The organism is Ferrovibrio terrae, assembly GCF_943371255.1.
GTDB classification, from domain to species: domain Bacteria; phylum Pseudomonadota; class Alphaproteobacteria; order Ferrovibrionales; family Ferrovibrionaceae; genus Ferrovibrio; species Ferrovibrio terrae_B.
Map to the genome: position 1 here is coordinate 40,973 of NZ_CALRUC010000011.1, position 21,748 is coordinate 62,720.

General features: G+C 63.7%; 20 protein-coding genes and 1 pseudogene. 5 read left to right on the top strand and 16 right to left on the bottom strand.

Features of this window, described 5'->3' with window-relative positions; translation table 11 throughout:
- The first annotated feature begins 4 nt into the window (after positions 1-4).
- Positions 5-1,204: a GGDEF domain-containing protein gene (locus AAG799_RS04410; protein ID WP_341894589.1), complete on the top strand. Its 1,200-nt coding sequence runs from the start codon at positions 5-7 to the stop codon at positions 1,202-1,204.
- Here the strand turns inward: AAG799_RS04410 and AAG799_RS04415 are convergent.
- Positions 1,201-1,899 (bottom strand): alpha/beta hydrolase, encoded by a 699-nt coding sequence (locus tag AAG799_RS04415; RefSeq protein WP_341894590.1) that lies wholly within the window; start codon positions 1,897-1,899, stop codon positions 1,201-1,203. The two genes, AAG799_RS04410 and AAG799_RS04415, sit on opposite strands and share 4 nt — an antisense overlap.
- Positions 1,900-1,915: 16 nt before the next feature.
- A complete protein-coding gene (locus AAG799_RS04420) occupies positions 1,916-2,458 on the bottom strand; it encodes a hydrolase (RefSeq protein WP_341894591.1) in 543 nt (180 codons plus the stop codon).
- Positions 2,459-2,686: 228 nt separating this feature from the next.
- On the opposite strand from AAG799_RS04420, the gene AAG799_RS04425 reads away from it, so the two are divergent.
- Positions 2,687-3,772 (top strand): diguanylate cyclase, encoded by a 1,086-nt coding sequence (locus tag AAG799_RS04425; RefSeq protein ID WP_341894592.1) that lies wholly within the window; start codon positions 2,687-2,689, stop codon positions 3,770-3,772.
- 83 nt (positions 3,773-3,855) lie between these two features.
- Here AAG799_RS04425 and AAG799_RS04430 read toward each other — a convergent pair whose 3' ends face one another.
- A complete protein-coding gene (locus AAG799_RS04430; RefSeq protein WP_341894593.1) occupies positions 3,856-5,610 on the bottom strand; it encodes a thiamine pyrophosphate-binding protein in 1,755 nt (584 codons plus the stop codon).
- A gap of 40 nt (positions 5,611-5,650) precedes the next feature.
- Positions 5,651-6,643 (bottom strand): tripartite tricarboxylate transporter substrate binding protein, encoded by a 993-nt coding sequence (locus tag AAG799_RS04435; protein ID WP_341894594.1) that lies wholly within the window; start codon positions 6,641-6,643, stop codon positions 5,651-5,653.
- Positions 6,644-6,778: 135 nt separating this feature from the next.
- On the opposite strand from AAG799_RS04435, the gene AAG799_RS04440 reads away from it, so the two are divergent.
- The gene (locus tag AAG799_RS04440) at positions 6,779-7,630 is read left to right on the top strand and encodes an IclR family transcriptional regulator (RefSeq protein WP_341894595.1); all 852 of its coding nucleotides are present in this window, start codon (positions 6,779-6,781) and stop codon (positions 7,628-7,630) included.
- Positions 7,631-7,644: 14 nt separating this feature from the next.
- Here the strand turns inward: AAG799_RS04440 and AAG799_RS04445 are convergent, their stop codons facing one another.
- From AAG799_RS04445 to AAG799_RS04480, 8 genes are all read right to left on the bottom strand, one after another.
- Complete coding sequence (locus AAG799_RS04445; RefSeq protein WP_341894596.1) at positions 7,645-8,481, bottom strand: universal stress protein; 837 nt, start codon at positions 8,479-8,481, stop codon at positions 7,645-7,647.
- A 224-nt stretch (positions 8,482-8,705) separates the two neighbouring features.
- Positions 8,706-9,755 (bottom strand): oligopeptide/dipeptide ABC transporter ATP-binding protein, encoded by a 1,050-nt coding sequence (locus tag AAG799_RS04450; RefSeq protein WP_341894597.1) that lies wholly within the window; start codon positions 9,753-9,755, stop codon positions 8,706-8,708.
- Positions 9,748-10,728, bottom strand: coding sequence for an ABC transporter ATP-binding protein (locus AAG799_RS04455; protein ID WP_341894598.1), 981 nt, complete (start codon positions 10,726-10,728; stop codon positions 9,748-9,750). Before AAG799_RS04455 ends, AAG799_RS04450 begins: the two co-directional genes overlap by 8 nt.
- Positions 10,729-10,733: 5 nt before the next feature.
- Positions 10,734-11,669 carry an ABC transporter permease gene (locus AAG799_RS04460; RefSeq protein WP_341894599.1) on the bottom strand — a complete coding sequence of 312 codons (936 nt, stop codon included), beginning with the start codon at positions 11,667-11,669 and terminating at the stop codon, positions 10,734-10,736.
- Positions 11,666-12,652 (bottom strand): ABC transporter permease, encoded by a 987-nt coding sequence (locus AAG799_RS04465; protein WP_341894600.1) that lies wholly within the window; start codon positions 12,650-12,652, stop codon positions 11,666-11,668. Before AAG799_RS04465 ends, AAG799_RS04460 begins: the two co-directional genes overlap by 4 nt.
- A 67-nt stretch (positions 12,653-12,719) precedes the next feature.
- Entirely contained in the window at positions 12,720-14,339 is a 1,620-nt protein-coding gene (locus tag AAG799_RS04470; protein ID WP_341894601.1) for an ABC transporter substrate-binding protein, read from the bottom strand.
- A 283-nt stretch (positions 14,340-14,622) separates the two neighbouring features.
- Positions 14,623-15,579 carry a succinylglutamate desuccinylase/aspartoacylase family protein gene (locus AAG799_RS04475; protein WP_341894602.1) on the bottom strand — a complete coding sequence of 319 codons (957 nt, stop codon included), beginning with the start codon at positions 15,577-15,579 and terminating at the stop codon, positions 14,623-14,625.
- The gene (locus tag AAG799_RS04480; protein WP_341894603.1) at positions 15,579-16,226 is read right to left on the bottom strand and encodes a LysE family translocator; all 648 of its coding nucleotides are present in this window, start codon (positions 16,224-16,226) and stop codon (positions 15,579-15,581) included. The genes AAG799_RS04475 and AAG799_RS04480 overlap by 1 nt, the downstream gene beginning before the upstream one ends.
- A gap of 213 nt (positions 16,227-16,439) precedes the next feature.
- Here AAG799_RS04480 and AAG799_RS04485 point away from each other — a divergent pair, with 213 nt between their 5' ends.
- Positions 16,440-17,099, top strand: a complete 660-nt coding sequence (locus tag AAG799_RS04485) for a pyridoxamine 5'-phosphate oxidase family protein (protein WP_341894604.1) — start codon at positions 16,440-16,442, stop codon at positions 17,097-17,099.
- Here AAG799_RS04485 and AAG799_RS04490 read toward each other — a convergent pair.
- The 4 genes from AAG799_RS04490 to AAG799_RS04505 form a co-directional block, all read right to left on the bottom strand.
- Positions 17,072-18,547 (bottom strand): PLP-dependent aminotransferase family protein, encoded by a 1,476-nt coding sequence (locus AAG799_RS04490; RefSeq protein WP_341894605.1) that lies wholly within the window; start codon positions 18,545-18,547, stop codon positions 17,072-17,074. The two genes, AAG799_RS04485 and AAG799_RS04490, sit on opposite strands and share 28 nt — an antisense overlap.
- Positions 18,548-18,633: 86 nt before the next feature.
- Positions 18,634-19,314 (bottom strand): NnrU family protein, encoded by a 681-nt coding sequence (locus tag AAG799_RS04495; protein ID WP_341894606.1) that lies wholly within the window; start codon positions 19,312-19,314, stop codon positions 18,634-18,636.
- Positions 19,314-21,116 carry a tetratricopeptide repeat protein gene (locus AAG799_RS04500; protein WP_341894607.1) on the bottom strand — a complete coding sequence of 601 codons (1,803 nt, stop codon included), beginning with the start codon at positions 21,114-21,116 and terminating at the stop codon, positions 19,314-19,316. The genes AAG799_RS04495 and AAG799_RS04500 overlap by 1 nt, the downstream gene beginning before the upstream one ends.
- A gap of 8 nt (positions 21,117-21,124) precedes the next feature.
- Positions 21,125-21,454 (bottom strand): hypothetical protein, encoded by a 330-nt coding sequence (locus AAG799_RS04505; protein ID WP_341894608.1) that lies wholly within the window; start codon positions 21,452-21,454, stop codon positions 21,125-21,127.
- 85 nt (positions 21,455-21,539) lie between these two features.
- Between AAG799_RS04505 and AAG799_RS04510 the strand changes: the two are divergent.
- Positions 21,540-21,748: pseudogene (locus AAG799_RS04510) on the top strand (hypothetical protein); the annotation flags it as partial.

A 21,748-nucleotide genomic window follows, 5' to 3' on the forward strand; every position in this document is an offset into this window, starting at 1 on the left:
TGCCATGCAGGGGATAGTCGGGGTTACCAACCTGCCGATTATTGCCCTGGTGACTCTGGCGCTTATGGGCGTCAATGTCCTTGTCATGGTTGGCGTCAGCGTGGTGCATCCGCGCGAGGAAGGCCCGGCCCACTGGGCGCTCAGCAATGTGCTGTTTGCCGTCGGCGTTGCCGTGCTGATGCTGCGCACGCCGCAGAACGAGCCCTATGTGGCGTTGTTCGGCAATGCCATGTTCGCACTTGGCTATCTGCTGCAGTGGATCGGCTTCATGCGGTTCAAATACCGTCCGGCGCCTTACCGCAGCACCGCCGTCCTGTTTGTCGTCTATCTCGCTGCCTTCTCCTGGTTCCTGCTGGTTGATCCCAACCTGGTCATCCGCGCCGCCCTCATTGCCGCCATGGCATGCGTCGCCTGCAGCCTGATTGCCTGGACGATGCTGTTCCGCATCGAGGCGGCGCTGGTGCAGACCCAGGCCTTCATCGGCATGCTGGCCGGCGCGCTGGGCGTGCTCTACCTGCTGCGTGCGATTGCAGCGCTCACGGGAGCATTACAACAGAGCGATTTCGGCGGCGGCCCGCTGGGAGCAGGTATCTTCCTGCTGCCCTCCATCGCCTCGCTGCTGGTCACGGCCGCCTGCATCCTGATGCTGAACCAGCGACTGCAGCAGCGTCTGCAGGTCAGCGCCCAGACCGACCCCCTCACCGGCCTGATCAACCGCGGCCTGATCGACGATCTCGGCGCCAAGGAAATCTCCCGCGCCAAGCGGCACGGCTATGGCCTGTCCGTAGTGGTGTTCGATCTCGATCATTTCGACACGGTGAACAGTGAGTATGGTTTCAGCGCCGGCGATATTGTGTTGCGCCAGGTCGCCGAGATCGTGACCCGCAACATGCGGCGCGAGGATTATCTTGCCCGCCTCGATGGCACCACCTTCTGCCTGCTGTTGCCCAGCACGCGCCTGGGCGGTGCACAGCAACTGGCGGAACGGCTGCGCCTTGAAATCGCCGCCGCGGCGATCGATGTCGGCAAGGGTGTCGTTTCACTGACTGCCAGCTTTGGTCTGGCCGCCCTGGGTCTGCATAGCGACGACTGGAACGAGATCACGCAACAGGCGCAGGTCGCGCTCTATCGCGCCAAGGCTGATGGGCGCAATCGCATCGAGATCGCGGCCTATAGCGAACTGTCACCGGAATTGACGGTCTAGGCGGCAAGCCATTGCCGCAACGCCGCTGCCGTTTCATCGGGCAGTTCCATGGGTGGCAGATGGCCGCAATGCTCCAGCACCACCTGCACCGCATTGGGGATCAGCGAGGCCATCTCGTCATGCAGTTCCAGCGGTGTGAGCGCGTCCTGTCGTCCGCACAACACCAGTGCCGGCACCTTGTAAGTCTTAAGGTCCGGACGACCGTCCGGCCGGTTGATGATCGCGGTCTGCTGCCTGATGAAACCGTCACGGCCGATGGCCTCTGCCATCGCCATGATGCGATCAACCAGTATCTTGTTGGTCTGGTTGTCCGGATGCAGCAGCAGTGGCAACAACTGTGGCGTCACACCCTTGAAACGTCCGATCTGGCTGAGGCGGATCAGTGCGCTGCGGCGCTCGGTCTGTTCCGGCGTATCGGCCCGCGACGAGGTATCCATCAGTGCGATGCGGGTAACCCGCTGCGGCGCCTGACGCATGATTTCCTGCGCGACATAGCCCCCCATGGACAGGCCGCAGAGCGCGAAACGATCCGGTACCTCTGCCAGGATCAGCCGGGCCATATCGCCAAAGTTGTCCTGGTCGTAATGACAGCGTGGCGAGATGCATTGCGCCGCGTCAGACAGGCGGGCGATCTGCTCACGCCAGAAATCGTCGGTCAGCAGCAGGCCGGGAATGAGCACCAGCGGCTCGCGCATGGGAAATCCTTTCAACTCACTTGATCAGGCGGGACAGTGTTCTAAACTCAGGATGCGCGGCACTGCCAAGCCATTCGAACAGGCACATCTCGGCGGTGACCAGCCCGATCCCTGCCGCCGCCATGCGATTCTTTGCCACGGCGACGCTGTCCGGATGCCGCGATGAAATAGCATCGGCGACCACCATGACCTTGCGGCCTGCACCAGCCAGTTCAAGCGCTGTCTGCAATACGCAGACATGCGCCTCGATCCCGGCAATCACCACCTGAGGACGGTCGATGCTGGCGATATACTCACGTACTGCCGGCTCACTCCAGGCGGAAAAGTGCAGTTTTTCCAGCATTACGCTGCTGCCGGCAGCCGTGCGGATTTCCGGGACCGTAGCCCCCAAACCTTTTGGATACTGTTCTGTCAGCAGCACGGGAATCTGCAACACGGCTGCAGCCTGCAGCAGAATCCCGGTCTGTCGGACAACGCGTTCGCCGTCATGCATCACCGGCAGCAGGCGATCCTGAATATCAATAACCAGCAGCAGGGATTCTTTGGTGGACAGCAGCATGTGCAGCATCTAGGTGGGTTGAATGTGAGGATATAGCGCCGTTGTGCCAAATGCCACCGCATGGGTCGCCCCGCAGTTGCTTTTTCGCAACCATCCGGTGCAAAATCAACCGCCCCCATCGCCGCCGATTTCATGCATCTCGATACACCAACAGTCAGCTTTATAACGGTTCTCGTAACGTGCCTTGAAACCGGCATTCTCGTCGCGCTGTGGCGGATTCATCGCGGCATGCGAGGACTTTCCTTCTGGGCTGCCGGCGCCATGGCGATCTCGATCGGCGTGCTCGGGATTTACCTGCGCAGCAGCATGCTGCCCTCAGCTTCGCTCGTTGTTGCCAACTTTTTCGTGCTCGCCGGATTTATCCTGACCTGGTGGGGCATCGAGGCCTTTTTCGGCCGCCCCCTGCCCTACCGTGCTGGTGCGGTGATCTTCGTCGTAGCCGCCGTCGGGGTGGTTTACTTCACCGCCGAAAGCAATTCGCGCCTGCGCATCGTGACCTTGCTCGGTAGCTTTGTGCTGCTCTCGGTTCTGCGGGTCCATAGCATGCTGCGCGATCTGAGGCCAAGCACGCGCTTCTCCCAGATTCTGTCCGGCATGACGCTGGGTACCCAGTCCCTGTTCTATCTCGCCCTTGCGCTTGCGGTGTGGTCACTGCCGGCGGTCGAACGGCCGCTGGCGCAGCTTCCGATTTTAGGCTGGATCTTCCTGATCCCGATGCTGCTCTCGATCACCGTGGTCTTCGCAGCCATCCTGCTGGTCAACCAGACCATCGCAGCCCGCCTGCAGGAGGCGGCGCGGCGCGACGCACTGACCGAAGCTCTGACCCGGCGCGCCCTGGACGAAGCCGCGGAAATCGAGGTCGCGCGCAGCAACCGCCACCGCACCCCGCTCAGCCTGCTTATGCTGGATATCGACCATTTCAAGCTGGTGAACGACCAGTATGGCCATCCGGCGGGCGATGCAGTGCTGCGCCGCTTTGCCACGGCAACCCAGGCCTGCCTGCGCCGGGAAGACCTGTTCGGGCGCGTGGGCGGCGAGGAATTCTGCGCCCTGCTGCCCAACACCCCCGCCACCGGCGCAGCCTTGCTGGCCGAGCGCATCCGCAAGGCCGTAGCCGACCTCGTCATCGAGGTGGACGGTCATCGCGTGCCACTGATGGTCAGCATTGGTGTCGCGACCTTGGGCGAGCACGGAAAGGCGTGGCAGGATCTGGTACGCCAAGCCGATGCCGCGCTCTATGCCGCCAAGCGCGCCGGTCGCAACCGGGTGGTCATCGCCGATGCCATCCCGCTGCCTGCCGCCGCAGCGGATTAGTCGCTGAGCAACACCGGCAAGGTCATCCTGCCGAGTACGGTTCGGTGACGCCACCGAATACCGCCTAGCCTTGCTGATCGCCCTCAGACCGGCCGGTCGCCCTTCTGCACTTTCAGCGTGCGGTTATCCACGCCGGGCAGCATCCGCGCCGGATCGCGGGTGACAACCACGTCGATGACCGTCGGGCTATCCGTCTTTGTCAGCGCCTCGGTGATTGCCGGGCCCAGCTTTTCCGGGTCGGCGACACGAATGCCGTGGCAACCCATCGCCTTTGCAATATTTGCATAGTCCATCTCGATCAGGTCGGAGGACTGATAATTCCCCGCGCCGTAGACAGCATGCTGCAGCGCTTTCACATAACCGGAGGCGGCATTGTTGAAGACGATGGTAATGAAATTCGCGCCGAGCCGCCGCGCGGTTTCAAGATCGCCCAGCGACATGTTGAATCCGCCATCGCCGGTCAGCGCCACGACACGGCGCTTCGGACCGACGCCGATCTGGGCCCCCAACCCACCCGGCACGCCATAGCCGATCGAGGCAAAGCCGCGGTCGGCAACGAAATGACGCCCGGCCGCCTTGGTCTCGAACAACAGGCCACCCCAATGCGCAGCAAAGCCGCCATCGGCAACCAGCACGGCATCAGCCGGCATCCGCTTGTTCAGCTCACCCATGATGCGCCCGATATTGATCGGCGTCTCGGTGGATTCGAGCCGGTCGGCCGCGCCCTTGCGCCATTCGGCCATTCGTACCGGTACTTCGGCGCAATAGTCCGCCCTCGCCGCTGCCCGCTTGTGACCATCCCTCAGCGCTGCGGCCATGGCTTCCAGTGTCAACTTGGCATCGCCCACCAGCGCTACATCGGTGCGTGTGGTGCGGCCGATTTCCTCTGGCCAGATCTCGACATGGATGACCGGCTTGCCGGCACCGATCAGCGAGAAACGGCGGGTAGCGATCTCGCCCAGTTTGCAGCCGACAACGATCAGGCAATCGGAGGCTTCGACCAGCTCATTGGCAATACGGGAATAGCGGCCGAACACACCTGCGGAAAGTGGATGGTTGCAGCTGATCGCACCTTTGCCTGACATGGTATGGGCGACCGGGATGCCTTCCTGCTCCGCCAGGGCGATCAGTGCATCATAGGCTTCGGAGACATGGATGCCGCCACCGACCAGAAGCAGCGGCCGCTTCGCCTTCGCCATCATCTGCACTGCCCGACTGAGTTCGGCCGGATCGGGCAGCGAACGTCGCGCCTGCGCCTTCAGCGTACCGGCGTCGATCCAGAAATCGGCAGCGGAGAAATCATGTTCCGCATGGGCAATGTCTTCCGGAATGTCGATCAGGACCGGGCCCGGCCGGCCGGACGTGGCGACCGCATAAGCACGGCGCACCGCTTCAGGGATGCGCTGGACCATGTCGATGCGGATCACCTCCTTCACCACCGGACGCAGGATATCGATCTGCCGCGCCTCCTGCGTCATGTTCTTGAAGGAATGTTCCCGATTGGTGTTGCCGGTGATCGCGATGATCGGAATGCCGGCATTGTAGGATTCCGCCAGACCGGTAACGATATTCGTGGCCCCCGGTCCCTGCGTCGCATCCACCACACCAGGGCGGTTGGTGACACGGGCGTAAGCATCGGCCGCAAAAGCGCCGCAGCGTTCATCGTTGATCAGGGCATGCTTCAGCCCCAGGGCGCGGCAGGCCTCATAGAAGGGCAGTAACTGGAAACCACCCATTCCGAAAAGAAGGCCTGCATCGCTCAACTTGAGCATTTCGCCAAGGGCGCGCCCGCCTTGCATGGTGCGGGTCGCGTTTGTGAACTGGGGAGAGGCTGTCATGGTCTCTGCTTTGCTGTGTGTTTATTACTTTGGAGTCTGATCATTCCGCCTGGGCGCCGGACTTGCGCACGACCTCGCCCCAGTTGCGGGCTTCCTCTGCGATGAAGGCCGTGAGAGCCGCACCAGTCAGGGAGCGCGGATTGGCGCCGAGAGTGGCCAGCCGCTCGCGGAATTCCGGCATCCCGTGAATGGCTGTCACCTCGCGGGTCAGCCGTTCGGTGATTGCCGTCGGAGTGCCGGTCGGCGCGAACAGCACGAACCAGCTTTCCGCCACGAAGTTTGGGAACCCCGATTCCATCATGGTCGGCACATCAGGCAGCACTGGCGAGCGTTGCGCCGCGGTGATCGCCAACGCCCGCAGGCCGCCGCTCTTCACCAGCTGCAGGGCGGAAGGCAGATTGTCGAACATCAGGTCGACATTGCCGCCGACCAGATCGGCCACGGCCGGGCCCGAACCGCGATAGGGCACATGGGTCAGTTTCAGTCCGGAGGCGACCTTGAACATCTCGCCCGAAAGATGGATCGAGGTACCGTTGCCGGCCGATGCGAAGCTGAGACCATCAGGCTGCGCCTTGATCTCCTTCACCAGCTCGCTGACGGTCTTGGCCTGGACCCGCTTGGGGCTGACAACCAGCAGATTGGGCACGCCGGCGATATAGGCGATGGGCGCGAAGTCCTTCACCGGATCATAAGTGAGCGTCTTGTAGAGTGAGGGATTGATCGCATGGGTGCTCACCGCCCCCATCAGCAGCGTGTAGCCATCCGGCGCGGCCTTGGCCACGGCACTGGCCCCCACCCCGCCGCCGGCACCGGCGCGGTTCTCGACGACGACCGGTTGGCCGAGCCGGACGGAGAGTTGCTGCGCCACCAGACGACCGAGGGCATCCGTCGTGCCGCCCGCCGCGAAAGGCACCACGACGGTGACGGCGCGCGCGGGCCATGCCTGCGCCCTGACCGGACTGGTCGGGACGGCAATTGCCAGAAAACCGGCCGCACAAGCGGCGAGCAAAAGCGCTTTGATCAGAGATTTCATCGTTTCTTCCCCTTACCGCGCCGATATCGGATGACCGGCGCAAAAAAATACTTGTCTCGTTTAACGAAACTATGTATCTATTATTGAGACAGATTTGGCCGGCCTTTGTCAAGCCGTCAATTCAGAGGCCACGCCTTGCCCCGTATTTCCACGAAAGCTCCCGCAGCCCCCGCCTCGGCCGTCGATGGCGGCATGCATCAAAGCATCGCCCGGATTGACCTGCTGATTTCAGCGCTGAGTCAGGAGCCGGAAAAAGGCCTGCGCCTGGTCGAGGTCTGCGCCGCGACAGGGCTCGGCAAGGCCACCGCGCATCGGCTGCTGTCCGGGCTGGTGCAATACCGACTGGTGGATCACGACGCGGAAAGCGGCCGTTATTTCGTTGGCTACAAGATCTTTTCCTGGGCCAGCGGCGTGTCCAACCGCAACGGCCTGGTCGAGCTTCTGCATCCCGCCATGGCCCGTCTGGTCACGCAGTTTGGCGACACGGTCTATCTGGTCGTGCGCAATGGCGACGCGGCCGTCTGTGTCGAGCGGCTGGAGGGCAGCTATCCGATCAAGAGCCTGACCCTGAAAGTGGGCGACCGGCGACCACTGGGCATCGGTGCGGGCAGCGCCGCCATCCTGGCCGCGCTGTCGAAGCCCGAGCGGACGGCAATCATCGCCCAAGGCGCTGCGGCACGCCGCGCCTTCCCGCTGTCGGATGCCGGCCTAGCCGCCATTCTCGGGAAGGCCGACACCAAGGGCTATGCCTGTATTGACGGCGCCATCGTGCCGGGCGTCTGCACCATCGGTGCGGCGATCACGCTTGATGACGGCAGCCCGGTCGCGGCCATCAGCGTCTCGGCGATCGCGGATCGCATGAGCGCGGAACGCCAGCTGGAGATCGCACAAGCGATCAAGGCGGAAATCGAGACATTGCGGAAGACCAATGCCGCCTTTTTCAAGGCGGCGAACCGCTCACGCCTGATGAGCGGCATCGGGGCATAGCCGACGCCGCACCGTCAATTGCTCAGCAAGACCGGCAAGGTCATCTTGCCGAGTACGGTTTCGGTGACGCCGCCGAAAACCATTTCGCGCAGCCGCGAATGACCGAAAGCGCCCATCACCATCATATCGGCATTACGCGCCGCCGCCTCGGCCAGCAGCACCTGCCCCACCTTGCCGCCATTGGCCGGAATCACGGCGGATTCCAGCCGCAGGCCGTGCCGCTGCATATGGTCGGTGATCTCGGCCAGGGCCGTGCGCCCCTTGCGCTCAGGTCCGACGGAGATCAGATGCACCACCTCGGCGCCCCGCAGCAAGGGCATAGCATCGTGCAATGCACGGGCAGCCTCGCGCTTGCCATTCCAAGCCACCAGGATGCGGCGACCAAGTTCCGGTGTGCCGCCAGCATAGGGCACCGCCAGGATCGGACGGCCGGCCTGCAGGGCCAGTTCATGCGGCAGCACATCGGTGCCATAGGGAATGGCGGCAGGGTCGGCCGGATTGGGATCGGGCTGGCCGACCACGGCGATATCGCTGCAGCGCGCGGCCAGACGCAAAGCCTCGACCGGCGCGAGGTCGCTGCTGAGCCAGCGATGCTCGATACCGGCATTGCTGCAGATTGAAAGAAACTCCTCCTTGGCACCGACCGAGGCCTTCTGCGCCTCGTCCATCTGCTTTTGGATCAGCTCGGTGGGAATATACTCACCCATGTAATAGGGCACATTCGGCGGCGGGACTGTGTAGAGTCCGCTGATGCGCGCGCCGAAGCGCCGCGCCATCGCAATGGCGATCTGCGTGCGCGCAGCATTGCGCGGGTCCAGCGTCAGATGAACCGTGATATCGCGGTAACTCATCGCCCGGCCTCCTTCGTTATGGCCGTGCCGCTTGTTCCCCCGGCGACATCGACCGTTGTTATCGGAAGTGCAGATGATGTACAGCGCAGACAGGAGCCTGCGTCAGACAAATGTAGGCAGGTGCGCCCGCCGAAACAAGCGCATCCCGACTGTCAGATAGGTTAATGCTGCCCGGTAGCGACTGGCTGCGAGGCCCGGCCGATCATCCGTATCAGGTGTCCCGATCAGGCGGCAGCCTGAACCTTCCACGGCGGCAGGCGGTTTTCCTCGACTGCATGGCAGGCCACGGCACCGCCCTCGACGATGATCGCCTTGGGTACTTCGCGCTTGCAGCGCTCATTGGCGAGCGGGCAGCGCGGATGGAAGCTGCAGCCCGGCGGCGGATTGAGCGGGCTGGGCACCTCGCCGGCTACTGGTGTGCGCGAGCGCCCGGTCATGTCGAGATCGGGAATCGCGTCCAGCAGCATGCGGGTATAGGGATGCAGCGGGCGCGAGAACAGCGTCTGGGTATCGGCCCACTCGACCAGGCGGCCGAGATACATCACGCCGACCTTGTCGGAGACATGATAGACCACGGCCAGGTTGTGGCTGATGAACAGGTAGGTCAGGCCGAGCTTGCGCTGCAGATCCTTCATCAGATTGAGGATCTGCGCCTGCACCGACACGTCGAGCGCCGAGGTCGGCTCGTCGCAGACCAGGAATTCCGGCTCGCCGGCGAGCGCGCGCGCAATCGAGATGCGCTGGCGCTGGCCGCCGGAGAATTCATGCGGGAATTTGCGCGCATCCAGCGGCGACAGGCCGACCTGGGCAAGCAGCTCGCCGACCCGCTTGTCCACAGCGGCATTGCCGCTCAGCAGTTTGCGGAAACGCAGCGGCTCGGCCACGATGTCGCCGACCCGCCAGCGCGGATTGAGCGAGGCATACGGATCCTGGAAGATCATCTGCATGCGCCCCTGAATATCGGGGTGTTTACCTCGCTCCGCAGCCGAGCCGATCTCTACGCCTTCGAAATTGATCGAGCCGTCGCTCGGCTCATACAGGCCGACGATCAGGCGCGCGACGGTGGACTTGCCGCAGCCGGACTCGCCCACCAGGCTGAAGGTCTCGCCCTTATTGATTGAGAAATTCACGCCATCGACGGCGCGCACGATGCTGCGCCCCTTGCGCTCCAGCAGGCGGTTCAGCCAGGGCGCCGACACATCGAAGACGCGCTTGAGGTTGGTGACCGTGAGCATGGGAACGGAGAAGTCTCGGGTTCTGGTGGGCTTAGACATGTGCCGGATCCTTCACCAACCAGCAGGCGGTCTGGCTCTTGCCGCTCGGCATCGGCTCGGGCCGGTCGACATAGCAGCGGTCGAAGACCTTGGGGCAGCGCGGGTTGAAGGCACAGCCCTTGGGAATCGCATTCAGGCGCGGCATCGAGCCATCGATCTGGGTCAGACGCTCGGTCTTGTGCCCCATAGCCGGGATCGCACCCATCAGGCCGACGGTATAGGGATGATGCGGGCGCTTGATCACATCCTGCACCGGGCCGATCTCGGCGATGCGGCCGGCATACATGACGGCAACGCGGTCGGCGGTCTCGGCGATCACGCCCATATCGTGGGTCACCAGCATCACCGCCGTGCCATGCTCACGGCACAGGCGCTTGAGCAGCTGGATGATCTGCGCCTGGATCGAGACATCCAGCGCTGTAGTCGGTTCGTCGGCGATGATCAGCTTGGGTTCGGCGGCGAGCGCCAGTGCAATCACCACGCGCTGGCGCATGCCGCCGGAGAACTGGTGCGGATAGCTGTTGATACGCTCGGCGGCAGAGGGAATGCCGACATCTTCCAGCAGCTTGACGGCACGGTCACGCGCCTGCGCATGGCTCAGTGGCAGATGGGTCAGGATGGTTTCGACCAGCTGGTCGCCGACCTTGTAGAGCGGATTGAGGCTGGTCAGCGGATCCTGGAAGATCGCACCGATCTGGCGGCCGCGGATCTTGCGCATCTCATGATACGGCAGGTTGTCGATGCGGCGACCTTCGAGGCGGATTTCGCCTGCCGCGATGCGACCCGGCGGCTCCAGCAGCCCGATGATGGCCGCGCCGGTCATTGACTTGCCGGCGCCGGACTCACCCACCACGCCCAGCACTTCGCCGGCAGAGATTTCCAGCGACACGTCGTCGACGGCCACCAGGGTGCCGCGTCGGGTGGGGAACTCGACGCGCAGGTTTTTGACTTCAAGCAGCTTCGGGCTGGTCATGCTACTCACCGGAGCTTCGGGTTGAGGGCATCGCGCAGCCAGTCGCCCAGCAGATTGACCGCGAGCACCAGAACGGCAAGGACGATGCCGGGGAAAATGGTGATCCACCATTCGCCGGAGAACAGGAAATCGTTACCGATGCGGATCAACGTGCCGAGCGAGGGCTCGGTCGGAGGCAGGCCAACACCCAGGAAGCTGAGCGTCGCCTCGGTGATGATGGCCAGCGCCAGGTTGATGGTGGCGATCACCAGCACCGGACCCAGCACGTTGGGCAGCACATGGCGGATGGCGATCAGCGGACCGGGCAGACCGATGACGCGGGCGGCCTGCACATATTCCTTGCTCTTCTCCACGAGCACGGAACCGCGCACGGTGCGGGCATACTGCACCCAGTAGCTCAGCCCGATGGCGACGACCAGCACGGCTTCAGCGAAATCGGAATGCCGCGCCTGACCCAGGATGCCGCGTGACACGCCATCCACCAGCAGGGCAATCAGGATTGCCGGGAAGGACAGCTGCACATCGGCAACGCGCATGATGAAGCTGTCGACCGCGCCACCCAGATAACCGGCGACCAGGCCGAGTGTGATGCCGACCGTCATGGCGAAGATCACCGCCATGAAGCCGACGACAAGCGAAATGCGCGAGCCATACATGATGGTGGACAGCAGATCGCGGCCCTGGTCGTCGGTGCCGAGCAGGTATTTCGCTTCGCCGCCATCTTCCCAGGCCGGCGGCTTGAAGGCATCCGAAAGCTCCAGCGACGCCAGATCGAAGGGATTATGCGGCGCCAGATACGGCGCGCCGAAAGCGCCGATGATGAAAATCGCCGTGATCAGCGCCGACACCATGACCAGCTTGGAGCGGGTGAAGCTCCAGTAGATGTCGCTGTCAGACGCCTTGCGCCAGAAATCGATGACGCGTGCAGTGGGCAGCATCATTTCGCACCTGCCTTGGCGCCCGAGCTGCGCAGGCGGGGATCAACCACGAAATAGAGAATATCGACGATCAGGTTGATCATCACGAACAGCATGCCGATCGCCACCAGGTAGGCGGCCATAACCGGGATATCGACCGCCTGCACCGACTGCAGGAACAGCAGGCCGACGCCGGGCCAGGAAAACACCGTCTCGGTGATGATGGCAAAGGCGATGATCGAGCCGAGCTGCAGGCCGGTGATGGTGATGACCGGCACCAGCGTGTTCTTCAGGGCATGGCCGAAATGCACCGCGCGGTTGGTCAGGCCACGCGCGCGGGCGAATTTGATGTAGTCGGTGCGCAGCACTTCCAGCATCTCCGAACGCACCAGGCGCATGATCAGGGTCATCTGGAACAGGCCGAGCGTGATGGATGGCAGGATGACGGCCTTCCAGCCGCTGACGGTGAGGAAGCCGGTGCTCCACATACCGAGCTTGACCACATCGCCGCGGCCAAAGCTGGGCAGCCAGCCGAGCAGCACGGCAAAGATCAGGATCAGCAGGATGCCGATCAGGAAGGTGGGCAACGAGATGCCGATCAGCGACACCGTCATCATGCTGCGACTGAGCCAGTGGCGCGGGTACAGGCCGGAGAACACGCCCATCGGGATGCCGACGCAGAGTGCGACGATCATCGCGACGATGCTGAGTTCCAGCGTGGCGGGCAGGCGCTCAAGGATCATCTTGCCGACCGGTTCGGCAGTGCGATAGCTGAGACCGAACTTGCCCTGCACGGCATTGCCGACAAAGCGGGCGAAGCGGACGGGTGTGGGGTCGTCCAACCCCAGGCTCTTGCGCAGTTCAATCCGTTGCTCGGCGGGCAGATCCTGGCCGGCAATGATGGCGACGGGGTCGCCAACGTAGTTGAACATCGCAAAGGCAATGAAGGCCACCGCAAGCATAACAAGCGCGGCCTGCACCAAACGGCGAATGATAAACGCGATCATGGGGGCAATCTGGAAACGGAGGGCGGCCCGAGTGTCTGGCCCGGGCCGCCCATCACCAGTGTATGGCTTACTTCATCTTCACGAAGCGCAGCGGGAAGTAGTTATCCGAGAGCTGGACAAGGTCGACATTGTCCTTGGCAGCCCAGACCACGACCTGCTGGTGCAGCGGGATATAGGCGAAGTCGTCGAGATAGATCTTGGTGGCTTCCTTGATCATCGCGTCGCGCTTGGCCTTGTCGGTTTCCTGTTCGATCTTGTCGGCCAGCGCATCGAACGCCTTGTTCGAATAGCCGCCGGCATTGAACAGGCCCTTGCCCGATGCCTTCGACGGGGTCTGGATGAGCGACTCAAAGACGTTGTGCACGTCATAAGTGGCGCCCGGCGACCAGCCCAGCATGTAGAAGGAAATCTGCGGCGACTTCTCGATGTCAGAGGCCGTGCGCAGGATCTGGGCGAAGTACTTGGCGCGGGTCTGCGCAACCAGGTTGATCTTGATACCAACCTTGGCCAGCATCGCCACGGTCGCCTGGCAGATCGCTTCGTCGTTGACGTAGCGGTCGTTCGGGCAATCCATGCGGGTCTCGAAGCCGTTCGGATAGCCGGCTTCCGCCAGCAGCTTCTTCGACATTTCCGGATCAAACTTCGGACGCACATCGGCGGCCTGGTCGTAACCGTTCAGGCCGGTGCCGATCATCAGGGCGCTGGGGCGCGACTGGCCACGCATGACAGTGCGCTTGATCGCCTCGACGTCGACGGCACGATAGAACGCTTCGCGGACCTTCTTGTCCTTGAACGGGTTCTTGCCCTTGACGCTGGTATCCGGCAGCTCGTCGAGCTGCTGGTTGAAGCCCAGGAAGACGATGCGGGTTTCCGGCGCCTCGAGAACCTTGCGGCCCGCGGTGCGCTTGATGCGATCGGTATCCTGCGGCGGCACGGTGTAAACCATGTCGACCTCGCCCGACAGCAGGGCGGCGATGCGGGTGGCATCGTTGGCAACGCGCTGGAAGATCACCTCGGTGAGGTTATGCTCCGGCTTGTCCCACCAGGTCGGATTCGGCTCGAGGATGGTGCGCACATCCGGCTCGCGCAGCTTGAGCTTGAACGGGCCCGTGCCGTTCGAGTTGCGGGTGGCGAAGTTCTCTTCGTTCTTCGTCATGTCCGCGGTGAACTGGGCGTTGTTCTTATCGGCCCAGGCCTTCGACATGATGCCGATCTGCGACAGCTTGTCGTTCAGCAGCGGGTCGGGATACTTGGTCTCGATTTCCACAACGGTCTCGCTGACCTTGCGAACTTCCTTCACCGACACGAAGTTGCCGGCGACATTCGAGCCCTTGCCGGCAGCGCGGCCATAGGAGAACACCACGTCATCAGCGACGAAGGGCTCACCGCCATGGAACTTCACGCCCTGGCGCAGCGTCCAGCGCCACACGGTCGGGCTCGGCATTTCCACCTTGGTGGCGAGCGCCGGCTCGAGCTTCAGGTTCTTGTCGCGACGGAACAGCCCCTCATACATGTTGAGGTTAAAGCTGAGCAGGAACGTCTCGTTGCGGGCATACGGGTCCATCGAGTTGACGTCGCCGTCATTGGCCCATTTGAACGTCTTGGCCGCGGCCGGCTGTGCGCCGAGCAGAGCGACCGTGGCAACTGCTGCGACCAGCGTCGCCTTCAAGAACTTGCTTCTTTGCATCGTCCCCTATTCCTTCTCCCAAACGGTGATATCAGCCTGTATTTTTCAGGCCGTAAGCTGACAAGTCCGCCCCCGCGGTCCTTGCAGCGCTGCCGGATCATAGGCGGGCAGACGTATATACGTCTACACCTGACTGTAAAAACATCATGGCCAAAAAACTGCCCCTGTGCCTGCCGTTAAGGCAGCCGATACCCGGGTGGAACAGCAAGGTTAATCGAACCAATTCCGCGCGGATTGGTCCGCGTTTTTGCTGCCGCCGTCTTGGCGAATCTTGCGTCGGCAACTACTGCAGACGGCGCGCCAGCGAGACCACGTCCCTGCCCTTCACGATCCGGCGGGCCGGCATCACGATGGTGCAGCCTTCGGCCGGCGCGCGCAGTTCCTCATCGCCATCGGTGGCGATCAGGGCGCCGCCCGGCAGGTCTTCAAAGCCGATGAAATTGGCGGCGAAACGGAACTGGTCCGTCTTGGCCACTTTCACGTCGGTGACCTCGTAGCGCTTGGCCGGGCCAGTCTCGGGTTTGTATTGCGCTGCGAGATCGGCAGGGATCAGGCCATAGAAATCAAGGAAGCGCATGGTGATCGAAATCGCGATCTCGCCGCTGCTGCGCGCAAAGTGCTGACCGCACTCAACCACCACTGCAAGCGGGCTGGCATCGGGTCTGCCGAAGGCATCGTACTGGATCAGCGGCCGGCCAGGATGCTTCACGCCAGGCAGGATCACATGATGCAGGGGCGAGTGCAGGAAGCGCGTCAGCGGATCGAGCTTGGCATGCGGCTCGTAGATCAGCATCGACGGCACCGCATAGGAGGTCGAATGCAGGTCCAGCAGGCCATCCGCCTCGGCATAGATATGGCGCAGCGCACGGGCGCGCTTCACATCCACGGTGGCATCCGGCCCTTCCAGCGTGTCGGCATCCCACACGCGGTTGAAGTCGCGTTCGACATAGCGCGATTCAAACGGCTTGGCCGGATCGAAGCGGTGATAGGCATCGATATTGGCAAACGCCACTGTCAGCTTGCCGCGCACGGGCCGGATGCCCTGCTCCAGCAGATGGGTCACCGCGATCATGCCGCAGAATTCATTGCCGTGGGTCAGCCCGTTGATGATCACATGCGGACCGGGCCGGCCAGAGTCGAAGGTATGCACATAATCGACGCCGCGATTGCCGGTGCGATACTGCGACAGATCCTTCGGCATCACTTCGATGGGCGGCAAATCCTGATGCTGATCCGTCATCACAATCCTCTGCTGAGCAAAATACTGCCGATGCCATACAGGCCGAAGCCGAGCATGAGCAGTCCGGACAGACCATTGATCCATTTCAGCCCGCCGTTGCCAAGGCGTTGGCGGAAAGCGCCGGCCAATCCGGCCAGCGACAGCCACCAGACCGAGGATCCGGCGAAGACACCCAGCACCAGCCAGGCTGCCATTTCGTTTGACAGGCCGAAGGAGCCGATGCCGAAAAAGGCGAAGATTCCGAGAAAGGCCACGATGGTGATCGGATTGGTCGCGGTCAGGACAAAGGTGGAAACAAAGCAGGCGATCGGCCTTTCGGTATAGCTGCCCGCCACAACCACGGCCGGCGCGGGATGCAGGGCGGCGCGCAGCATGCGCCAGGCCATGAACAGCAGGAAAAGGCCGCCACCGATGCGGAACAGCATTTCATGCGCCTGCAGCCAGCCAGAGATCAGGCTGAGGCCGAAAGCGGCAATACAGCCATAGGCGGCGTCGGCAACGGCGGCCCCGAGCCCCGACATCAGCCCCGCCGCGCGGCCCTGCTGCAGGGTCCGTTGCACGCAGAGGACGCCCACCGGCCCGACCGGCGCGGCGATGATGAAGCCCGCCACAAGGCCCTTGCCCAGCATCAGCAGGGTGTCCCACACCGTGTCCGCACTCCGAAAGCTTGTTCAATCAAAGGCCTGCCGGCGGCGGCAGGCTGCAAAAAAAACCGTCTGCGCCTGTAGCACGCCATCCATGGCGGCGCAAACCGCGCCCGAATTTACTGGACCCATGAATTTTATGAAAACTGGAACTTAATCAGGGTCCGGTTTCGGGCTATCCGCTGGGATACAAGGAGTTGTCCCATGAACGCCCCCATGACCCCGCCCCCCGCCAAACCCGCCAGTGCCCGTACCCGCGTGAAGCGCCTGCCCAATCGCGGCCATTACGATACCGCCACCCTGCATGCGGTGCTGGATGCCGGCTATGCCTGTCACGTCGCCTTCACCGACAAGGACAAGCCGATCGTGATTCCCACCGCCTACTGGCGCGAGGGCGATCATCTCTACATCCATGGTTCCACCAAGAGCCGCATGGCCATGGCGCTGGCCACCGGCATCCCGGCCTGTGTTGCCATCACCCTGCTGGACGGGCTGGTGTTTGCCCGCACCTCCTTCAATCATTCGATGAACTACCGCTCGGTGGTCGCCTTCGGTCAGTTCGAGCAGGTGCCGGACGATCACAAGATGGCGTCGCTGGAGGCCTTCACCCAGCGGATCGCGCCGGGCCGCTGGGCCGAAATCCGCGGCCCGAACAAGCAGGAGTTCAAGGCCACGATGGTGCTGCGCATGCCGCTGACCGAGGCGGCCGTGAAGATCCGCAGCGGTCCGCCGAAGGATGATCCGGAGGATATGGGGATCCCGGTCTGGACCGGCGTGATGCCGTTCACCCAGGGTTTCGATGCGCCCCTGCCCGATCCGCAGATGAAGGCCGGTATCGCCCTGCCGGGCTATCTCAAGGCCTTTGCCAAACGCTGAGCCGCGGCTTCCAGTTCGGCTTCGGGAAAGCCGGCGAAACCGAGCAGAAACCCGCTGACCGGTCGGCTGATCGCATAGCGCGACAGCGGCGTGACGCTGAGACCGGCGGCATTGGCCATCTGCGCGGCGGCGCGGTCATCCCGGCCGTCACGGAATTCGGCCGCCAGATGCAGGCCGGCCTCCGAGGCACGGATGTCAAACAGGTCGCCGGCATGCTGTTGCAAGGCCGCCAGCAAGGCTGCGCGCCGACGGCGGTACAGCACGCGCATGCGCCGCACATGCTGGGCCAGATGGCCCTCGGCGATGAAGCTGGCCAGTGTCGCCTGCGACCAGGGCGGCGCGAAACCGTCGGCGGTCGCCTTGAGGCGCAGGAATCCTTCCACCAGCGGCGCCGGCAGCACGACGTAGCCCAGCCGCAGACCGGGAAACAGCACCTTGCTGAAGGTGCCGACATAGAGCACGCGATCGGCACCATCCAGGCCCTGCAGGGCCTGGAGCGGCGGGCCGCTGTAGCGGAACTCGCAGTCGTAGTCGTCCTCCACGATCCACAAACCACGTGCCCGCGCTTCGGCCAGCAGGGCCAGACGACGGCTGAGCGGCAGCGTCATGCCGAGCGGGAACTGGTGCGAGGGTGTCAGCATCACCATCTTGGGTGTCGGGTGCAGTCTGGCCAGAGCGGCCGGGTCGAAGCCCTGCTCGTCCACCGGCACAGGCAGCAGCCGGGCACCAACACCGGCCAGTGCCTCGCGCATGCCGACATAGCCGGGATCCTCCACCGCCACCGCATCGCCGGGGTCGAGCAGCAGGCGGCCGATCAGGTCCAGCGCCTGCTGCGCCCCGGAAACGATGGCGATGGTCTCCGGCGTGCAGGCCACGCCCCGCGTCTCGGCCAGATAGCCGGCCAGCACCTGCCGCAGTTCAGGCAGCCCCTGTGCCGGACTGGATCTGAGCAGTCTGTCGCCAGTCCGCCGCAGGCTCTGGTTGGCCAGCCGTCGCCACAGGTCGAGAGGAAATTCGTCCAAGGCCAGAGGCCCGGTCGCAAAGGGTCGCGCCGGTAACGGCTCGCCTTCTGCGTGCAGAGTGGCAAAGCGGTCTGATCTGCGAGACAATGCAGGCGCCCGGGATGCGCTGCCGGCTGGCGACGGCAGAATACCCTCGGCAGGCAGGTCGGCCGCGACGAACAGCCCGGCGCCCCGGCGGCTTTCGAGATAACCCTCGCCAACCAGCCGCTCCATGGCAATGATCACAGTGTTACGGCCAAGTCCCAGGTCGGCGGCCAGCGCGCGGCTGGAGGGCAGACGCTCGCCGGCCGGCAGTTCGCCGCCCAGCACGGCCTGGCGGATCGCGGCATAAAGCTGCTCCTGCAGGCTGGGATCCTCCCGTCTGCCGTCCCCGGCGCGCGCCGGCCGGAACCAGCCAATGAAACGCCCTGCTGCTCGCCGCCCCATTAGATCTGATCTTTTAGATCATTATTATATTTTAAATAGTTGTTTTTGTTATTTATTTTTAATTTTATCATCATATGCGCCCGACTTTACGGATGAAAAGCCGGAGTTCCGAACAAGATTTCATGCGCCCACAGAATTAGGCCATAAAGTATTGCTGAAACTACAATATTGGAGATTCCGATATCCTGCCAGCGCAGCCGGATGCGCCCCTGCAGCACAGCGGCCAGCGGAACGATCGAGGTTTTTCCAATAAACCTTTGCCATTCCTCACCAAACTGGGCTGCCCGCTTACGGTCTCTCGAATACATCCCGTTCACCGCAGTGACCAGGACAGCGCCGGCCAGCAGCCAGTGCGCGAGGTCACCATTGGCGATCATGTGAGACGCCGCCCAGAGGCTGAACGCCCAGAGCATCGGATGCCGGGTGATGCGGGTGAAGCCACGCACCGGCAACGGTCCCTTCAGCACCATGTCTGGCCCGGCGAGGGTGGGACTGCTGGGACGCAGGCTGCCGACCAGCAACAGAAGGGCCAAGGGCATCACCATGAGCGGCACCAAAGCGACCAGAGAAGTGGTCGGCCATAATTCAATGTAAGGCGCATCTTTATAGGTCCAGATCAGCAAGCCAAGACTGACCACGCTCAAAAGAGAAAACAACCCTCGGTAGGCGGGCAGCCCGAGCCGGGCGACCAGCCGGGGCCGCAGTGGACCAGCCACGACCAGATGCAGCAGCACCCAGCCCAGAGCGGCGGCAGCGAGCGCAATCATCACTCATCCTCCCTTTCGCGCTTGATCGCCGCGGCAAGGCGCCGGGCGGTCTGCGCAGCACGGTCCAGGTCTGCCGGCGGCAGCCGGCTTTCGATATAGCGGCGGTTTCCCCCCGCCTCGGCAATGCCGAATTCCTCGGCCAGCCGCAGATAGGCCCAGGCCTGTACCGGATCGGCCGGCCGACCATCGCCCTGGAAGGTCATGTCGCCCAGCACAAAGAGGGCTTCGGGATGGCCCTGGGCGGCGGCGCGCGCGAGCCAGCGCTGGGCGGCTGCAGGATCGGCAGCGCCACCATCGCCGGCCGACAGCATCCGGGCATACTGAAACTGGGCGTCGGCGTTGCCACGTTCGGCGCCGGCACCATACCAGCGCCGCGCCGCGACCGGATCGGCCGGTACGCCCTCGCCGGCCTCGAGATAGGCGGCGTATTTGAAGGCGGCTGCGGCATGGCCATTCTCGGCAGCGCGGCGGAACCAGTTGATCGCCGCCGGCAGATCCCTGGGCGTGCCCTGCCAGCCCTGCTCCTGCCACAGCGCCCAGCGGAACTGCGAGGGGGTATAGCCCTGCTCGGCCTGCTTCGAGATCAGCTCACGCGCCCGCACCGGATCGGCCGGACGGCCGCGCCCGCTGGCCAGATAGGTGGCGAAATTGTTCACTGCGGCACCCTGCCCCGCTGCGGCGGCCTTCTCCCACCAGTCCATTGCGGTTTTCTGATCGGCCGCCGTGCCATCGCCATTGAACAGCAGGGAGGCCAGCATGTTCTGCGCATCCGCCGAGCCGGCCTCGGCGGCGATACGCAGATAGGGCAATGCTCCGGCCCGGTCTCGGGGTCCGCCTTCGGCGCGATACAGCATGCGCCCGACCATCGCCGCCGCAGGAACATGGCCCATCTGGGCGGCCCGCAGTGCGGTCTGCCGGGCCTGCGGCAAATCGGGCTGACCTAGAACGCCCTCTTCCTGCAACTGGGCCAGATTGAACCAGCCATTGGCTTCGCCCAGCTCGCCGGCACGGGCAAACAGGACCGCCGCCTGCTTCGGGTCACGCGCCGTACCGGTGCCGGTAAGGTAATAGCGCGCCAATTCGTTGACGCCTTCAGCCAGGCCGGCATTGGCAGCACGCTGCGCCAGTGCCAGGCCACGTGCCGCCTCGGCCTCGTTGCGCCCCTCCAGGATCAGATAGGCAAGATAGGCCTGCGCATAAGGAATGCCGCCCTCGGCCGCCTGATCCAGCAGAGCCCGGCCGCGCACCGGGTCGGCGGACAGCAGATCGCCCTCGATCAGGAAACGACCGAGCCGGTAGCGGGCATTCATCGCGCCGGCCGCCACCGCGCGCTCCAGCAGGGCCATCGCCTGGGCCTGCTCAGCCGGTCGATAGGCCAGGATCAGTTCGGCCAGGTTGGCCCAGGCCGCTGCCTCGCCGCGCTCGCCTGCCCGGCGCAGCGCCTGTTCGGCTGCCACCGGATCGGCCGGTCCACCTGCACCCACTGCCTGCATGAAGCCGAGGCTGGCCAGTGCGCGGGGGTGATCCTGTGCCGCGGCCTTGGCAAACCATTGCCGGGCTGTCGCATCATCCCGCCGCGTGCCGATGGAGAACTGAAAAGCGAGGCCAACCTGATACTGCGCCTCGGCCTCGCCGGCTTCGGCCCGCTGCAGCAGGGCCGGCAGGCTGTCGACCGGGGCCGCAGAGGGGGCCTGCGGAGCGGAAAAGCGATCGCTGGGCCGTGCCAGAAGCTGGGGGGAAAGCACTACGGCCAGGACAGAAACGGACACCGCCAGCAGGCTGGCGCGGCGAAACAAACTCAAACACATGCTCAATGCCTAATGTCGAAGAGGGCGCGCCCCTGGGGCGTCAGTTTGCAGACCAGCCAGTCCGGCTTGATCGGGTTTTCAAACCACGGCTCGGCCCAGCCAGCCTTGATACAGGATTCAATAGTATGGGTACTGATCTGCTGGCCATGTTCGTCGAACAGGGGCAGCTTGCCGCCGGGCTGACGCAGACCACGGCGCAGATAGCGCAGTTGTGCATCCGATGGTTTGCCCTGGTTCATGCGGACGAACCGGCTTGTGTCGCCCATCGCCCCCTCCTGCTCTGAGCGATGAGCATAGGTTAAGCCACGGCCGGGCATCAATCGCTCAATCATGGCATTCCCCCATCCCGGCAGGCATGCGACGTCATGGCGTTCCGGAGCATTTGCGAACGGCTTTCATTTGGCTTATGCAAGGCCAGTGACCGAGTCCGCCGCGCCAATCCTGGAACATTCGACGCCAATGCCGCGCCTGCGCGGGCGCCATGGCATGGGGTGGCTGGTGTTTGCCAGCCTGGTCGCTCTGGTCATTGCCGCGCCGATTTTCGCCATTCTGGTCAACCTCGCCCAGCCGGCGCCGGAAGTCTGGCAGCACCTGATTTCCACCGTGCTGCCCGAGATGCTGCTCAA

Coding starts and splice junctions, on each gene's coding strand:
- AAG799_RS04410 (WP_341894589.1), top strand. CDS start 5: ATGCAGGGGATAGTCGGGGTTACCAACCTGCCGATTATTGCCCTGGTG.
- AAG799_RS04415 (WP_341894590.1), bottom strand. CDS start 1,899: ATGCGCGAGCCGCTGGTGCTCATTCCCGGCCTGCTGCTGACCGACGAT.
- AAG799_RS04420 (WP_341894591.1), bottom strand. CDS start 2,458: ATGCTGCTGTCCACCAAAGAATCCCTGCTGCTGGTTATTGATATTCAG.
- AAG799_RS04425 (WP_341894592.1), top strand. CDS start 2,687: ATGCGAGGACTTTCCTTCTGGGCTGCCGGCGCCATGGCGATCTCGATC.
- AAG799_RS04430 (WP_341894593.1), bottom strand. CDS start 5,610: ATGACAGCCTCTCCCCAGTTCACAAACGCGACCCGCACCATGCAAGGC.
- AAG799_RS04435 (WP_341894594.1), bottom strand. CDS start 6,643: ATGAAATCTCTGATCAAAGCGCTTTTGCTCGCCGCTTGTGCGGCCGGT.
- AAG799_RS04445 (WP_341894596.1), bottom strand. CDS start 8,481: ATGAGTTACCGCGATATCACGGTTCATCTGACGCTGGACCCGCGCAAT.
- AAG799_RS04450 (WP_341894597.1), bottom strand. CDS start 9,755: ATGTCTAAGCCCACCAGAACCCGAGACTTCTCCGTTCCCATGCTCACG.
- AAG799_RS04455 (WP_341894598.1), bottom strand. CDS start 10,728: ATGACCAGCCCGAAGCTGCTTGAAGTCAAAAACCTGCGCGTCGAGTTC.
- AAG799_RS04460 (WP_341894599.1), bottom strand. CDS start 11,669: ATGATGCTGCCCACTGCACGCGTCATCGATTTCTGGCGCAAGGCGTCT.
- AAG799_RS04465 (WP_341894600.1), bottom strand. CDS start 12,652: ATGATCGCGTTTATCATTCGCCGTTTGGTGCAGGCCGCGCTTGTTATG.
- AAG799_RS04470 (WP_341894601.1), bottom strand. CDS start 14,339: ATGCAAAGAAGCAAGTTCTTGAAGGCGACGCTGGTCGCAGCAGTTGCC.
- AAG799_RS04475 (WP_341894602.1), bottom strand. CDS start 15,579: ATGACGGATCAGCATCAGGATTTGCCGCCCATCGAAGTGATGCCGAAG.
- AAG799_RS04485 (WP_341894604.1), top strand. CDS start 16,440: ATGACCCCGCCCCCCGCCAAACCCGCCAGTGCCCGTACCCGCGTGAAG.
- AAG799_RS04490 (WP_341894605.1), bottom strand. CDS start 18,547: ATGGGGCGGCGAGCAGCAGGGCGTTTCATTGGCTGGTTCCGGCCGGCG.
- AAG799_RS04495 (WP_341894606.1), bottom strand. CDS start 19,314: ATGATTGCGCTCGCTGCCGCCGCTCTGGGCTGGGTGCTGCTGCATCTG.
- AAG799_RS04505 (WP_341894608.1), bottom strand. CDS start 21,454: ATGATTGAGCGATTGATGCCCGGCCGTGGCTTAACCTATGCTCATCGC.